This is a genomic window from Allobosea eneae (assembly GCF_042657265.1).
Lineage (GTDB): Bacteria > Pseudomonadota > Alphaproteobacteria > Rhizobiales > Beijerinckiaceae > Allobosea > Allobosea eneae.
This window is the reverse complement of record NZ_JBHSLW010000076.1, coordinates 103,525-118,635: the sequence shown is the minus strand read 5'-3', so window position 1 is coordinate 118,635 and position 15,111 is coordinate 103,525. Positions and strand designations below refer to the sequence as shown.

The window sequence follows — 15,111 nt, the reverse complement described above, 5'->3', positions numbered from 1 at the left end:
TCCCTGGATGATCGTTGGAACTGGCGCGGCTCTTCTCGGCCGCTGCGCCGGGAAATCTGCGTCAGGCGGCCTTGCGCGCCGCCTTGCCCTCGCTCGCCATCTTGATCGCGAGCGACAGCGCCGCGCGGGTGGCGCCGAGATTGGCGATGCCTTTGCCGGCGATCTCGTATGCCGTGCCATGAGCCGGGGTGCAGATCGGGAATGGGAAGCCGCCGATCAGGGTGACGCCGCGATCGAAGCCCATCAGCTTCATCGCGATCTGGCCCTGGTCGTGATACATGGTCAGCACGGCGTCGAAATCGCCGTTCTTGGCGCGCAGGAACACCGTGTCGGACGGGAACGGCCCCTCCACCACGTAGCCCTTGGCCTTGGCCGCCTTCACCGCCGGCTCGATCGTCTCGATCTCGTCGCGGCCGAAATTGCCGCCGTCACCGGCGTGGGGATTGATGCCGGCCACCGCTATGCGCGGCGGGTTGAAACCGGCGGCGCGCAGATTCTTCTCGGCGAGGTCGAGCGCCCGCAGGATGCGCTCCTGCGTGATGTTCTGCGCCACCTCGGAAAGCGGGATGTGCGAGGTGACGCGGGCGTTCCAGAGCTTCTCCAATACGTTGAATTCGCTGGCCGGCCCCTCGAAATCGATCGCGTCGCGCACGAAACGGATCTCGTCGTCATAGCCGGGATAGGCGAAGCGCATCGCCGCCTTGTTGAAGGGGGTGAAGAACACCGCATCGGCCTGGCCAGAGGCGGCGAGGCGCAGCGCGCGGCGGAAATTGTCGGTCGCGGCCTTGCCGCCGGCGAGAGTCGCCTTGCCGCGCTGGAGATCGGCCGGATCGTGGTTCTTCAGGTCGACGAAGACCGGCTTACCGGCATCGGCCGGAATCGCATCGCTCTCCCTAATGACGTGGAGATCGAGACTGAGGCCGGCATCGTCGGCGCCAAGCTGGAACAGACGATAATCGCCGAAGACGATATAGCGGGCAGCCTTGCTCAGATCGGGTTCGGCCAGGATACGAGCGGTGAGTTCAGGGCTGATGCCGGAGGGATCGCCCATCGCAACCGCGATCACCGGCAGGGAAGCCTGCGCCTTGATGTCCATGTCGTCCTCCCGGGACCGGCCGCAGCCGGCTGCTTGGCTTTGGCCTATCATGGCCACCGGCGCGAAGGCAAGTATGCTGTATGCAGCATAACAGAACTGCACTACCCTGCCGTGAGTCCTCTACCGACTTCGCCTGTCCACAGGTCTAGCCGCACCCGCTCGAGAGGTCGCAGCCGGAGCGGGGCCACTCGCGTTGACAGCGCGAAAGCGCCATGCCGTACAGAAAGACAAAGGAGAGCCGCGATGACGAACGAGGCCGGCATGGCGAGCGAAGCGCAAGAACTCTATCCGCGCATTACGCGGCGCACTTTGCACGAAGAGGTGCTGGAGCGGCTACGCGACATGATCATCGAAGGCCGGCTCACCCCCGGTCAGCGCATCAACGAAGGTGCGGTCGGCGCGCAACTCGGCGTCTCGCGTACTCCCTTGCGCGAGGCGATCAAGACGCTGGCGAGCGAGGGGCTGGTCGAGATCCAGCCGGCCAAGGGCGCAATCGTCCGCAAGTTCTCGGCGCAAGATCTGCTGCAGATCCTCGAAGTGCTGAAGACGCTGGAGCAGCTCGGCGGCCGGATGACCTGCGCGCAGGCGAGCGACGAGGCGATCGCCGCGATCAGGGCGATGCATGACGAGATGATGGAGCTCTACCGGATCCGCAACCGGCTCGACTACTTCAAGCTCAACCAGGCGATCCACAGCGCGATCGTCGCCGCCTCAGGCAACGGCGTGCTGGTCGAGATGCACGGCACCTTGCAGGCCAGGATCAAGCGGCTGCGCTTCATCGGCAATGAGGGCCCGGAGAAATGGGCCGGCGCCGTGGCCGAGCACGAGGAGATGATCGTGGCGCTGCTGAAGCGCGACGGCGAGGCGCTGGCGGCCATCATCGGCAAGCACATGGATTCGACGCTGGTGCGCGTGCGCGACGTGCTCTGAACCGGTCGGCTTGCGAAACACCGGACCGATCGGCCGGAGCGCGCACCTGCTGCAGCCTTGTGCGCCCGGGCCAGAGATAAGCGCTCTGGACACCGCCCGCGATAGTTGCTTAATATATCTCAGCGCAATCAAAACGATTATAATTTAAGTCAATAACAGCAAGCAGATGAGTTGGTTTCCGAAGACTTCGATGTCGGGGAATCCCACATGTCCTGGCTGCACACTCTATTTGCCCAATCGCCGGAGATCGCCCTCTTCCTGTCGCTGGCCATCGGCTACTGGATCGGCAAATTCCAGTTCGGCAAGTTCCAGCTCGGCGGCGTCGCCGGTTCGCTGCTGGTTGCGGTGATCATCAGCCAGGTCGGCGTCTCCATCGACAACGGCATCAAATCCGTCCTCTTCGCGCTGTTCATCTATGCTGTCGGCTATGAGAGCGGCCCGCAATTCTTCCGCTCTCTCGGGCGCCAATCGCTGCGCGAAATCGCGATGGCGACGGTCCTGGCGGTCAGCGGTCTCATCACCGTCGTCGTGCTGGCGCGCATGTTCGGGCTCGACAAGGGACTCGCCGCCGGGATCGCAGCGGGCGGGCTGACCCAGTCGGCGATCATCGGCACGGCCGGCGCCGCGATCGGCAAGCTCGGCCTCGCCGCCGACGAGACCCAGCGCCTGCAGGCCAATGTCGCGATCGGCTATGCGGTGACCTACATCTTCGGCTCGTTCGGCGCGATCATCGTCTGCGTCAACATCCTGCCCTGGTTCATGCGGCGCAGCATCCGCGACGATGCGATCAAGGCCGAGGCAGAAATGCTCGCAGGGGCGCGCAGCTACGGCGTCGGCGAGTACGCGGCAGCGCCTGATCTGGTCGGGCGCATCTACCGCATCGAGGCCGCGGCCGGCCGCAGCGTCGCCGAGATCGAGGGCGCCAGCGCCCGGCCGATCAGCATCGAACGCATCAAGCGCGGCGGTGCGCTGATCGGGACCGAGCCGTCGCTCAAGCTCCAGGCCGGCGACATCATCCTCCTGGTCGGGCGCCGTTCCGGCGTGGTCGGGCTCTCGCAGCAGCTCGGCCCGGAACTCGAATCGTCGGAAGGCATGGATGTCGTCGTCATGACGCGTGATGTCGCGGTCACGGCGGCCGACTTCGTCAAGCGCAGCGTTGCCGAGATCCGCGCCTCGACCGCCGCCGATCTGCGCCACGGCGTCTATGTGATCGCGGTCAAGCGGGCCGGCAGCGCGCTGCCGCTCGAAGATGCGACGGTGATCGAGCCTGGCGATGTCGCCACGCTCTACGGCACCGCCGAGGACGTGCAGCGGGTGGCACGGCAGGTCGGCAGCGTCATCATCCCGAGCGACAAGACCGATTTCGTCTTCCACGGCTTCGGCCTGGTCGTCGGCCTCCTGATCGGCCTCGTCGTGGTCCGGCTCGGCGACATCCCGCTGACACTGGGCAGCGGCGGTGGTGCCCTGCTCTCGGGCCTCGCCTTCGGCTGGTATCGCAGCCGCAACATGACGCTCGGCAACATGCCGACGGCGGCCTCGACACTGCTGCGTGATCTCGGCCTCGCCGGCTTCGTCGCCGTGGTCGGCCTGCAATCGGGCCTCCAGGCCGTCAGCACGATCGCCGACAAGGGCCTGTCGATCTTCCTGATCGGGGTCGTGGTGACGCTGCTGCCGCTTCTGATCACCATGGTCTTCGGCCGCTATGTCCTGCGCTACGACAACACCGCCGTCTTCGCCGGCGCGCTGTCGGGCTCGCGTAGCGCCAACCCGGCTTTCGGCGAAGTGCTCGACAAGGCCGGAAATTCGATCCCGACCACCCCCTTCGCCATCACCTACGCCCTCGCCAACGTCTTCCTGACCCTGCTCGGACCGCTCGTCGTCGCCTTCGCCTGAACCGATCGGAGTTTGCCATGGCCACCGATTATTCGAAGTACGCCAAGCTCAGCCCGTTCGAACTCAAGGACGAACTGATCAAGCTGGCCTCCGGCAAGGCGAACCGGCTGATGCTCAATGCCGGTCGGGGCAATCCGAACTTCCTCGCCACCCTGCCGCGCCGTGCCTTCTTCCGTCTCGGCCTCTTCGCCGTGGCCGAGGCCGAGCTCTCCTATTCCTATATGGAGAACGGCGTTGGCGGCCTCCCGAAGATCGAGGGCATCGAGGGCAGGTTCGAGCGCTTCACCGCCGAGCATCGCGACCAGCCGGGCGTCGTCTTCCTCGGCCGGGCGCTGAGCTATGTCCGCGACCAGCTCGGCTTGCCCCCGTCGGATTTCCTGCACGAGATGGTCGAGGGCATCCTCGGCAGCAATTATCCGGTGCCGCCGCGGATGCTCAGGATCAGCGAGGAGATCGTCAAACAGTACATCGTCAAGGAGATGATCGGTGGCTTCCTGCCAGCAGGCAGCATCGACCTCTTCGCTGTCGAAGGCGGCACTGCGGCGATGGCCTACATCTTCAACACGATGAAGCAGAACGGCCTGCTCAATCGCGGCGACAAGGTCGCGATCGGCCTGCCGGTGTTCACGCCCTATATCGAGATCCCCGAGCTCGACGAATACGGACTCGAAGAGGTCGCGATCAACGCCGATCCGGCGAAAGGCTGGCAGTTCCCGGACGAAGAGCTCGACAAGCTCAAGGACCCGGCGATCAAGATCTTCTTCTGCGTCAATCCGAGCAATCCGCCCTCGGTCAAGATGGACGATCGCAGCCTCGACCGCGTCGCCGCGATCGTCAGGGAGCACCGGCCGGACCTGTTCATCCTGACCGACGACGTCTACGGCACCTTCGCCGACGAGTTCCGCTCGCTGTTCGCGACCTGCCCGCAGAACACGATGCTGGTCTACTCGTTCTCGAAATATTTCGGGGCGACCGGCTGGCGCCTCGGCGTCATCGCCACGCACAAGCAGAACGTCTTCGACAACGCCCTAGACGCCCTGCCCGAGAAGGCCAAGAAGGGCCTCGACCATCGCTATGGCTCGCTGCTGCCGGATGTCAGGTCGCTGCGTTTCATCGACCGCATCGTTGCCGACAGCCGGGCGGTGGCGCTCAACCACACCGCCGGCCTCTCGACGCCGCAGCAGGTCCAGATGGTGCTGTTCTCGCTGTTCGCGCTGATGGACGAAAGCGACAGCTACAAGAGCGAATTGAAGAAGCTGATCCGCCGGCGCGAGGCCGCGCTCTATCGCGAGCTCGGAATCGAGCAGGACAGCGACCCGAACGCCGTCGACTACTACACCCTGCTCGATCTCGAGGAGATCGCGCGCAAGCTCTATGGCGAGGAGTTCGCCGCCTGGGTGCTCAAGCGCTCGGCCGCCGGCGACTTCCTGTTCCGGATCGCCGACGAGACCGGCATCGTGCTGCTGCCGGGGCGCGGCTTCGGCACCAAGCAGCCGGCCGGCCGCGCCTCGCTCGCCAACCTCAACGAGTACGAGTACGCCAATATCGGCCGGGCCCTGCGCAGCATGGCCGACCAGTTCTACGCCCAATACAAGAAGGGCAAGAAGTAAGGCGGTCCGACGCGCCTCGCACAGGCCCCGCCCGACGACCATGGAGAACGCCGATGATCCCTCGGATCACCGCTGGCGCGCTCGGCGCGTCGGCCATCATTGCCTTGTCAGCGAGCCTGCCGGCCAGCCCGGCGGCCGCCTGCAACCGGATGGACGGCTGCATCCACGACGCACAGCTCGAGAACTACGGCATGATGCATGACGGCCGCATGGGTGCGGCCATGCGCAGCGGCGCAGCGAATGTCGAGGCGTACCGGGAAATGGGTATGGCGGCGACCCGGCAGGAGCAGCCTCGAACCGGGCTAAGGAAGCGGCCGGCCAGCCTCAGTGGCCGCTGAAGACCAGCGTCCTGATCGGCAGCACCAGCGCCTGGATGCGCAACAGCATGGCATGGACCACTCCGGTCGCGTCGACCGCGTGCAGCGCGATGCGTCGCAGCGTGCCGGTGTTTTTGTCGGCGATGATGTCGTGGTTGTTGCTGTAGGCGTTGGCGATGCAGCTCGAGCCCGGCGTGACGCCGTCGAGCCCGCCCGAGTAGAGCGGCTCCATATAGGTCAGGATCGTGCCCGGTCGCACCACCTGCTGGGCATCGATCAGCTGGTCGCCACTGCGGACCTGGCCAGCGGCAATGAAGTCCTGCACGCCGGTCACCACCATCGGGATGACCGTCCACGGCTTCGAGATGCAGGTGACCTCGGCGACCATGCCGACCTTCATCACCTGCGCCTCGATCTGGCCGAAGCCGGCCTGCAGCCGCCCACGGCCGGCTTCCTCCGGGATGAGCACGCCAGCCGGGCGCATGAACGGATTGACGATGTCGCCGGGCCGCAACGTGAACTGCTCGATATGGCCGTTGAAGCCGGCCCGGACCACGGTCTTGGCGAGTTCGACCTCGGCCTGCGCGATCGCGGCCGCGGCACTGGCGCGCTCGGCCGGCAGCAAGGTCGAGATCTTCGTCTGGGCCGCCGCCTGCGATGCCGTGGTGGCCGCAAGTGCTGCCTCGCGCCCCGCGGTCAGGTTCTCGAGCTTCTCGATCTCACGAAGGGCGACGATGTCGTCGTTGCGCCGCCTCAATTCGCGCTTGGTCTGCAGTTCGTCCAATGCCTGCTGCAGCGAGCTCCTGGCCTCCTGGATCTTGCCATCGAAGGACAGGATATCGGCCTTCGCGACCACCAATGCGGCCTCGACCTCAGCGAGCTTGCGTCGCGCCGTTTCGACCGCCGCTTGCTGGCTGGTGCTGTCGAGCGTGAAGATCGGCTCCCCCTGCGCGACCTTGCCGCTGACGCCGACATGGACCTGCGCGACCCGGCCGTTGATCTCGGAGATGATCGGGACGCTGCGGAAGAACACCGTGGCCGATGTCGTCGATGGGTGGTTGTAGAAGATCACCGTGATCAGCCCAACCGTCAGCATCACGCAGGTGACGATGCCCCAGCGCAGTTCGAACCAGACCGAATAGAGCGTGATCTCCTTGCCCAGTCGCCTGCCCTGACCGTAGCGGCGGTAGAGGTAGTCCGGGACGATGGTGAAAAGCGCGCAGACGAGAAGTTCGAGCATCGCTTACCCCTCAGTGCTGGCCGGTCGGCACGGCTGCTGCGGCCGGCCTGGGCGCGGGTTCTTCCGCCGGCGGCGCAATTCCATGCTCGACGTCGGAGGCCGCATCACCGCCACGGCCGGGCGCGATGCCGGCGATCTTCTCGAGCGAGCCGGCCATGCGGCTGAACATGCCGGAGAAATCGGGGACGTCGATGAGGGCTAGGAACAGGCCGATGACCCAGAAGAGATGCACATGGGTGAACAGGGCGAGCAGCCCGAGCACGGCGACGATCTCGAACTGGAGCTTGTGAGACTTGTGCGCGATTCGTTCAGGCAAGGTGTGCAGGCGCAGGAAGAGAAGGCCGACGCCGAGCACGGCGCCGAGCAGGATGATCGCGGTGGCGACCATCAGATAGTCCGTGCCACCCGGATCGGTTATGAATGGCGGCAGATGATGCGGCGCCGCGGGATGAAGTTGTTCCGCCATGCCATCCCCCCGGATCGATCAGCGACACTGGGTCAGGTGACTGACAAACCATACGGGAGTCAATGACGTCGAGGGACGGCACAACATCCGATCCGCCAGACTTGACAAATCGGAAAACCGCGATATTTCTAAATCATGGATCCGCTGATCGCCTTCAAGGCACTTGCCAACCCGGTACGGCTGAGAATTCTAACGGGCCTCAAAGAACCCGCCAGGCATTTTCCGCCGCAGGATGAAGGCGACATCGAACTCGACGGGGTCTGCGTCAGCAGTATTCAGGAAGGCATAGGCCTGTCGCAGTCGACCACCTCGGACTATCTCGGAATCCTGCACAAGGCCGGGCTGGTCACGATGAAACGGCGCGGCCAATGGACCTACTACAAGCGCGATGAAGACGGGATCAGCAAGCTGGCGGAGACGATGCGGACCAAGCTCTAGTTCATTTGCCCACGGAAATCTGAATATCGCGGTTTCTCGATTCAATTGCGCTGTCGCGAAAGCAGGCCACCGTTGATCGTGAGACCGGGCCGCCGCCGCAGCCGCCGCCGGATCGCAGGAAGAGCCATCTTCCGGGCCATGCCCTGCAATCAAACTCCGCTCATAAATCGGAATTTCGCGATTTCTCGAAAGGAAAGATCATGACGCAAACGATGAAGGCCGCTGTCCTGCCGCGCTTCGGCGGACCGGATGTTTTCGAGATGAGGGACGTGCCGCTGCCCCAGCCTGGCGCCCGGCAAGTGCGCGTGCGCATCCACGCCACGGCGCTGAACCCGCTCGACCTTCAGATGCGGCGCGGCGACTATGCCGCCCTGCTGCCCTTGCCTGCGATCATCGGTCATGACGTCTCAGGAATCGTCGATGCGACGGGCGCCGAAGTCGATGAATTCAAGCCCGGCGACGAGGTCTGGTACACGCCGAAGATCTTCGGCGGACAAGGATCCTACGCCGATTATCACGTGGCAGATGCCGAGATCATCGGCCGCAAGCCGGCCAATCTCAGCCATCACGAGGCGGCAAGCCTCACCCTCGCGGGCGGTACGGTCTGGGAGGCCTTCGTCACGCGTGCCCGGCTTCTCGTCGGCGAGACCGTCCTAATCCATGCCGGCGCAGGCGGCGTCGGTTCGGTTGCCATTCAGCTGGCGAAAGCGATCGGTGCGAGAGTACTGACCACGGCGCGGGCCCGCCATCATGCCTTCGTCTCGGCGCTCGGCGCCGACGCTGCGATCGACCATACGCAGGAGGACTATGTCGATGCGGCCCTGAGCCTGACCGACGGGCGGGGCGTCGACGTGCTGCTCGATACGATCGGCGGCGATGCCCTGTCCCGCGCTCCGTTCGCACTGGCCCCGCAAGGTCGCGTCGTCTCGATCGTCGACATCGCCCGGCCGCAGAACCTGCTCGAAGCCTGGGGCCGCAATGCGAGCTATCATTTCCTGTTCACCCGCCAGGACCGCGCCAAGCTCGATGGGATGAAAGCCCTGGTCGAGCGCGGGCTGATCAAGGCTGTGGTCGGGGCAACGCTGCCGTTCGACCAGATCACGCAAGCACATGAGCTACTGGAAAACGGTTCTGCTCGCGGCCTGCGGGGCAAGGTCGTCATCGACATTGCCGGGCTAGCCTAACAAGCGGCGGCTTGACAGTCCCGTCGACCTCGCTTCCGCTTATTGTCGGACAAGCGGAGCGGGGAAACGCCATCCATGCTGACGCTGCGCCAGATCGAGGTGATCCGGGCGATCATGATCACCGGCACGATCGCCGGCGCGGCCAAGCTGCTCAACGTCTCGGCGCCGGGTATCAGCCGCCTGATGAAGCACACCGAGCGGTCGCTCCGGCTCAAGCTGTTCGAGCGCCGGCACGGCCGCTACGTCCCGACGCCAGAGGCCAAGGACATTTTCGAGCAGATCAACGGGGTCTACCGCAAAGTCGACGACCTCCACGCGATGCTGGCGCGGATCGAGCGCGGCGGCGATGTGGAGTTCAAGCTCGGCTCGGTGCCGAGCATCTGCCATGTCATGGTGCCGCGCGCGATCGAACGCCTCAGGCGCAAGCATCCCGACCTGCGCATCGACATCAACATCCTCAAGATCGAGGAGGCGCTCGACTATCTCCTGCTCGGCAAGGGCGAGATCGTGGCGATGAGCTACAAGCTCGACCATCCCGGGTTGGATTTCATGCCATTGGCCATCGGCGAGCTGCTCTGCATCGTCCCGCAAGGCCATCCGCTCGCCGGCTATAGCAGCATCTCGGCCCGCGAGATCGTCCAGCATCCGCTGATCGGCATCGATCCGAACGACCCCTATGGCCGGATCATGAGCGAGATCTTCCAGCGCCAGAACCTGCGCTACGACATGGCGATCAAGGCGCGCTTCGGCACCACCGTCTGCTCGCTGGTCCGGGCCGGGCTCGGCATCGCCATCATCGACCAGTTCACTGTCGCGCACGGCTCGATGCAAGGCATCGCCACGATCCCGATCGAGGAGCCGACCCATTTCCAGACCTATGTCGCGATGAAGAACGACAAGGCACTCTCGCTTTATGCCGAGACCTTCGTGAAGCTGCTCCGCGAGGAAATGAACGCAGTGGTCGAACCAAGGCTGGCAAGTTCGCCCTGAAAGATAACATCGGGTTAGGTATTCGCGACAAATTGGTTATCGCGTTAGCAGTTCAAATCGGTTTATGTCGGAGCGATTGAGGAAGCCTGCCAAGACGGGCGCCCGAAGGGACCGGAATGTCGATCGTCGTCACCGCCAGAAAAAGCAAGCGGGTGCTGCTCGGGCTGATCGGCTCGCCGATCGCACATTCGGCGACGCCGGCGGCACAGGAAGCGGCGGCGCGGGCAGCCGGTATCGAGGCGCACTACCATCTGATCGAGGTCGCCGGCGCCGGCCGCGACGATCTCGCCGCCATGCTCGACGGTATCCGCCGGCTCGGCTTCTCCGGCATCAATGTCACCTTCCCCTACAAGGAAGCGGTCGTGCCGCTGCTCGACGGGCTGTCCGAGCAGGCGGCGGCGATGGGTGCTGTCAACACTGTCGTCGTCAACGATGGCAGGCTGATCGGCCACAACACCGATGCCTCGGGCTTCGCCACGGCCTATCGCCGGCTCGGCCGGCAGGATGACGATAAGCCGGTCGCAATCATCGGCGCCGGCGGCGTCGGCAAGGCGATCGCCTTCGCGCTCGCCGGCTGCGGCGTCACCCGGCTCAGACTTTACGACACGGATCGCAACAAGGCCGAAGCCCTTGCCGCAGCGTTGGATGCGCGCGCCGAGACCACGATCGCTGCCAGCGCCGAAGCGGCTGCCGAAGGCGCTGCCGGCATCGTCAACGGCACCCCGATCGGCATGCTGCCGGATCGCGGCATCCCGATCGAAGCGGGGGCGATCAAAGCGTCGCAATGGGTAGCGGACGCGGTCTATCACCCGCTCTATACGCCGCTGCTGAAAGCGGCGCAGAAGGCCGGTGCGACGGTTATGACCGGGCGCGAGCTCGCGATCCATCAGGGCGTCGACGCCTTTCGGCTGTTCACCGGGCTCGAGGCTTCGGAAACAGTGATAGGTGCAGCCTTCGACGCTGTGCTGGCGGCGCGCGAAAAAGCCGGGCACGCCGCCTGAGCAAGACGACCCGGACAGCACCGGGCGGGGATCAAGAAACTGAGGACGAGTGGAGGAAACGAAGATGAAGAAGCACTGGATCATCGCTGCCGCGCTCGGCATGGCCGCCAGCCTGCCGGCCCTGGCGCAGGACAAGGTCAAGCTGGTCGACGTCGTCGAACTCTCGGGCGCGGGCGCGACCGCCGGCACCAACTGGAAGAACGGCATCGACCTCGCCGTCGCCGACATCAACGCCAAGGGCGGCATCCTCGGCAAGCAGATCGAGATCGTCCACTACGACACCCAGACCAACCCCGGGAACACCCGCGCCGCCGTACAGCGCGCCATCGACGAGGGCACCTATGCCGTGCTCGGCCCGGTCTTCTCCGGCCCGATCGGTGCGTCCATGCAGATCGCCCAGCGCGCCGAGATCGCGCAGCTCGTCGGCGGCGAGGCGGCCGGCCTGACCAAGCAGGGCAACCAGTACTTGTTCCGGACCTCGCTCAGCCAGAGCGCGGCGATGCCGAAGATCGCCAAGTACCTGAAGGACACGATCAAGGCCGGCTCCGTCGCCGTGGTCTGGGTCAACAACGACTTCGGCAAGGGCGGCCGCGACGCGATCATCCCCGAGCTGGAGAAGGCTGGCATCAAGCTCGCGGTCGACGTCTCGACCGAGCAGGGCCAGGCCGACTTCGCCGCCGACGCGATCAAGGTGAAGAACGCCAATGCCGACGCGATCTTCGTGTACCTGAACGAGGAGGAGAGCGCCCGTTTCCTGCGCGCCGCCAAGCAGCAGGGCATCACCAAGCCGATGGTCGGAGAGACCACCCTGCTCGGCGCCAAGGTGATCGAGCTCGCGGGCGATGCCGCCAACGGCGTCAAGGGCCATGTCGGCCTCTCGATCGACGCGCCGATCCCGGCCTTCCAGGAATTCGGCAAGAAGTTCCAAGCCAAGTACAACTACGCCTCCGACCATAACGGCCTGAAGGGCTACATGGCCGTCCATATGGTGAAGTGGGCGACCGAGAAGCAGAAGAAGTTCGACAAGAAGGGCGTCGCCGATACGCTGCGCGGCGCGACGATCAAGACCTCTGACGAGCCGGGCATCCTGATCGAGACCACGATCGAGAAGAACGGCGACCTCGACCGCGAGAGCTTCCTCGCCGAGGTCAAGGACGGCAAGCAGGTGATCACGGCAACGCTGCCGAAGATCAACCCGTAACAGGCGCGTCATTCTCGGGCGGCGCAATGCGCCGACCCGAGAATCTCATCGTCCAGAGATGGTCGGGTCAGGCCCGACCATGACGCTCACCGAACCGAGCGAGACAGCGCCATGGCCGAATTCCTCGCCTATCTCATCGCCGGCATCGCCACGGGCGCGATCTATGCCCTCGCCGCGATCGGCTTCACTTTGGTCTGGCAGACCTCGCAGACGATCAACTTCGCCCAGGGCGAGTTCGTCATGCTGCCGGCGGTGCTGGTGCTGCTCGCGATCAAGCTGTTCGGCGCGCCGGTCTGGCTGGGCGCCCTGATCGGCATCGCCGCCTTCATCCTGATCTTCGGCGTCGGCTTCAAGCTCGCGGTGGTCGATCCGATGATCCGGCATGGCGTATTGCCACTCGCCATCGCCACCATGGCGCTGTCCATCATCATGAAGGAGGGCGCCAAGGACGGCTTCTCGGCCGAGGCGCAGAAATTCCCATCCTTCGTGCCGACCGAGACGATCTCGGTCTTCGGCGCGGCGATCTCGCTGCAGCATGTCGCGATCATCGCCGTCGCTTTTGCCGTGATCGGGCTGCTGCAATGGTTCGTCGGCGGCACCCGCCTCGGCCGGCAGATGCAGGCGACCGCGCAGAACCCGACGGTGGCGCGCATCCTCGGCATCCCGGTCGAGCGCATGGTGCTGCTCACCTTCGTGATCAATGCGGCGCTCGCCGTCGTCGCCTCGGTGCTGATCTCGCCGATCTACCTGGCGAAGTTCTCCAATGGCGAGGTGATCGGCCTGTTCGCCTTCATCGCGGCGATCGTCGGCGGCTTCAACCAGGTCCGCGGCGCCCTCGTCGGCGGGCTGATCGTCGGCATCGTCGACAGCATGGCCGCCGCCTACATCTCGACCTCCTACCGGCTCGCCGTGCCGCTCGTGCTCCTGGTCATCGTCATCCTCGTCAAGCCGGAAGGCCTGATGGGCCGCAAAGAGGAGCGCCGGGTATGACCGCGCCCGCAACCCACAGCGCCGCGACCTCCGCGGCGCGCCGCCTGCCCCTGCCCGGCTTCATCGACGGCACGCTGCTGACGCTCGTCGCCGCCGCGATCATCCTCTGGTTCGCTCCCTCCGGCATGGGCCGCTACGGCACCTATGTGCTCTCGCTCTGGCTGGTGATGAGCGTCGCGGTGATGGGGCTCAACCTGACGCTCGGCTATGCCGGCCTGAAGTCGCTGGCGCAGGCCGCCTTCATGGGGATCGGCGCCTATGCGACGGCGCTTTTGACCAGCAAGGTCGGGCTCAACTGGTACGCCTCCTTCGCGATCTCCGGTCTCATCACCTTCGCGGTCGGGCTCGTGCTCGGCTTCCCGGCGCTCAGGGTCAAGGCGCATTACCTCGCCTTCGTGACGCTGGCCTTCTCGACGCTGATCTGGCTGATCCTTCGCAATGAGCAATGGCTGACCGGCGGCGTCTTCGGCTTGTCCAACATCCCGCGGCCGAGCTTCTTCGGGCTCAAGCTCGACGGCGCGCTCGCCTTCCACCGCTTCGTCGTCGTGGTCACCTTCCTGCTCGCCGTCGTGCTCTGGTGGATGATCCGCTCGCCCTGGGGCCGCGCCTTCACGGCGCTGCGCGAGAACCCCATCCGCGCCGCGAGCCTCGGCATCGACACCCGCATGTACACGCTGCTCGCCTTCGCGATCGGCTCGGCCTATGCCGGCTTCGCCGGGGCGCTCTATGCGCCGCTGGTCGAGTTCATCGACCCCTCGCCCTTCTCGCTGTCGCAGAGCTTCTTCCTGCTGCTGATGGTGGTCGCCGGCGGCGCCGGCTACCTGCTCGGCCCGTTCATCGGGGCGCTGCTCGGCGTCGTGCTGCCGGAATGGCTGCGCTTTGCCGGCTCGCTCTACCTGATCATCTTCGCGGCGATCGTCATGCTGCTGCTGATCGCCTGCCCGCAGGGCATGAGCGGTCTGCTCGAACGCGGCTGGAACCGGCTTACCGGCAAGAAGGAGGGCGCGCGATGACCGAGGTCCTCGAAGTCTCCAACCTCCACAAGGCCTTCGGCGGCATCAAGGCGGTGAACGGCGTCTCCTTCAAGGTCAACGAAGGCGAGATCCTCGGCATCATCGGCCCGAACGGTTGCGGCAAGTCAACCCTGTTCAACTGCATCCTCGGCCAGCTCGAGCCGACCGAGGGCGCGGTGAAGCTCGACGGACGGGACGTCACGAACATGCGTCCCTCGGAGCTCAACAAGCTCGGTGTCAGCCGGACCTTCCAGCTGCTGCAGGTCTTCCCCGAGCTCTCGGTACGCGAGAACCTGATCCTCGCCGGGCAGGAGCACGAGGGCACGATGCTGTCGCGCTTCTTCGGGGCGCGCGATGCCGGGCTTTCGGCCAAGGCGGAGCAGATGATCGGCTTCTTCAAGCTCGGCCACCTTGCCGACGCCAAGGCCGGCGGGCTCTCCTATGGCCAGCAGAAGCTGCTCGACGCCGCCATGGCCTTCATGGCCGGGCCGCGCCTCGTCCTGCTCGACGAGCCGGCCGGCGGGGTCAATCTCACCATGCTGGGCGATGTCAAGGAGCGCCTGCGCGCCATCAATGCCGAGCAGGGCGCGACCTTCGTGGTGATCGAGCACAACATGGATTTCGTGATGTCGCTGTGCTCGCGCGTCATCGTGCTGGCCGAAGGCAAGGTCCTGGCCGAGGGCACCCCGGCCGAGGTCCGCGCCAATCCGGCCGTGATCGAAGCCTATCTCGGGCATTGAGG

At 65.3% G+C, this 15,111-nt stretch carries 15 protein-coding genes; 12 read left to right on the top strand and 3 right to left on the bottom strand.

Going from position 1 to position 15,111, the window contains the following annotated elements; translation table 11 throughout:
- Window positions 1–61: 61 nt before the first annotated feature.
- On the bottom strand, window positions 62–1,096 hold the full coding sequence (locus tag ACFPOB_RS28255; protein WP_377801588.1) for a 4-hydroxythreonine-4-phosphate dehydrogenase PdxA: 1,035 nt from the start codon (window positions 1,094–1,096) through the stop codon (window positions 62–64).
- A gap of 243 nt (window positions 1,097–1,339) precedes the next feature.
- Between ACFPOB_RS28255 and ACFPOB_RS28250 the strand changes: the two genes are divergently transcribed.
- From ACFPOB_RS28250 to ACFPOB_RS28235, 4 genes are all read left to right on the top strand, one after another.
- Window positions 1,340–2,026, top strand: a complete 687-nt coding sequence (locus ACFPOB_RS28250; RefSeq protein ID WP_377801587.1) for a GntR family transcriptional regulator — start codon at window positions 1,340–1,342, stop codon at window positions 2,024–2,026.
- Between the two features lie 207 nt (window positions 2,027–2,233).
- On the top strand, window positions 2,234–3,919 hold the full coding sequence (aspT, locus tag ACFPOB_RS28245; RefSeq protein ID WP_377801586.1) for an aspartate-alanine antiporter: 1,686 nt from the start codon (window positions 2,234–2,236) through the stop codon (window positions 3,917–3,919).
- A gap of 17 nt (window positions 3,920–3,936) precedes the next feature.
- Window positions 3,937–5,529: a bifunctional aspartate transaminase/aspartate 4-decarboxylase gene (locus ACFPOB_RS28240; protein ID WP_377801585.1), complete on the top strand. Its 1,593-nt coding sequence runs from the start codon at window positions 3,937–3,939 to the stop codon at window positions 5,527–5,529.
- A gap of 53 nt (window positions 5,530–5,582) precedes the next feature.
- Window positions 5,583–5,867: a hypothetical protein gene (locus ACFPOB_RS28235; RefSeq protein WP_377801584.1), complete on the top strand. Its 285-nt coding sequence runs from the start codon at window positions 5,583–5,585 to the stop codon at window positions 5,865–5,867.
- Here the strand turns inward: ACFPOB_RS28235 and ACFPOB_RS28230 are convergent.
- Window positions 5,854–7,086 carry an HlyD family secretion protein gene (locus ACFPOB_RS28230; protein ID WP_377801583.1) on the bottom strand — a complete coding sequence of 411 codons (1,233 nt, stop codon included), beginning with the start codon at window positions 7,084–7,086 and terminating at the stop codon, window positions 5,854–5,856. The two genes, ACFPOB_RS28235 and ACFPOB_RS28230, sit on opposite strands and share 14 nt — an antisense overlap.
- A 10-nt stretch (window positions 7,087–7,096) precedes the next feature.
- On the bottom strand, window positions 7,097–7,552 hold the full coding sequence (locus ACFPOB_RS28225; protein ID WP_377801582.1) for a hypothetical protein: 456 nt from the start codon (window positions 7,550–7,552) through the stop codon (window positions 7,097–7,099).
- A gap of 135 nt (window positions 7,553–7,687) precedes the next feature.
- Here ACFPOB_RS28225 and ACFPOB_RS28220 point away from each other — a divergent pair, with 135 nt between their 5' ends.
- From ACFPOB_RS28220 to ACFPOB_RS28185, 8 genes are all read left to right on the top strand, one after another.
- Entirely contained in the window at window positions 7,688–7,990 is a 303-nt protein-coding gene (locus tag ACFPOB_RS28220; RefSeq protein WP_377801581.1) for an ArsR/SmtB family transcription factor, read from the top strand.
- 200 nt (window positions 7,991–8,190) lie between these two features.
- Window positions 8,191–9,174, top strand: a complete 984-nt coding sequence (locus ACFPOB_RS28215) for a zinc-dependent alcohol dehydrogenase family protein (protein WP_377801580.1) — start codon at window positions 8,191–8,193, stop codon at window positions 9,172–9,174.
- 75 nt (window positions 9,175–9,249) lie between these two features.
- A complete protein-coding gene (locus ACFPOB_RS28210; RefSeq protein ID WP_377801579.1) occupies window positions 9,250–10,164 on the top strand; it encodes a LysR family transcriptional regulator in 915 nt (304 codons plus the stop codon).
- A 116-nt stretch (window positions 10,165–10,280) separates the two neighbouring features.
- A complete protein-coding gene (locus ACFPOB_RS28205) occupies window positions 10,281–11,165 on the top strand; it encodes a shikimate dehydrogenase (protein WP_377801578.1) in 885 nt (294 codons plus the stop codon).
- Window positions 11,166–11,229: 64 nt separating this feature from the next.
- Window positions 11,230–12,366: an ABC transporter substrate-binding protein gene (locus tag ACFPOB_RS28200; RefSeq protein WP_377801577.1), complete on the top strand. Its 1,137-nt coding sequence runs from the start codon at window positions 11,230–11,232 to the stop codon at window positions 12,364–12,366.
- Between the two features lie 111 nt (window positions 12,367–12,477).
- Window positions 12,478–13,356, top strand: a complete 879-nt coding sequence (locus tag ACFPOB_RS28195; protein ID WP_291673793.1) for a branched-chain amino acid ABC transporter permease — start codon at window positions 12,478–12,480, stop codon at window positions 13,354–13,356.
- Window positions 13,353–14,369 (top strand): branched-chain amino acid ABC transporter permease, encoded by a 1,017-nt coding sequence (locus ACFPOB_RS28190; protein ID WP_377801576.1) that lies wholly within the window; start codon window positions 13,353–13,355, stop codon window positions 14,367–14,369. Before ACFPOB_RS28195 ends, ACFPOB_RS28190 begins: the two co-directional genes overlap by 4 nt.
- The gene (locus ACFPOB_RS28185) at window positions 14,366–15,109 is read left to right on the top strand and encodes an ABC transporter ATP-binding protein (protein ID WP_377801575.1); all 744 of its coding nucleotides are present in this window, start codon (window positions 14,366–14,368) and stop codon (window positions 15,107–15,109) included. Before ACFPOB_RS28190 ends, ACFPOB_RS28185 begins: the two co-directional genes overlap by 4 nt.
- The last annotated feature ends 2 nt before the right edge of the window (window positions 15,110–15,111 follow it).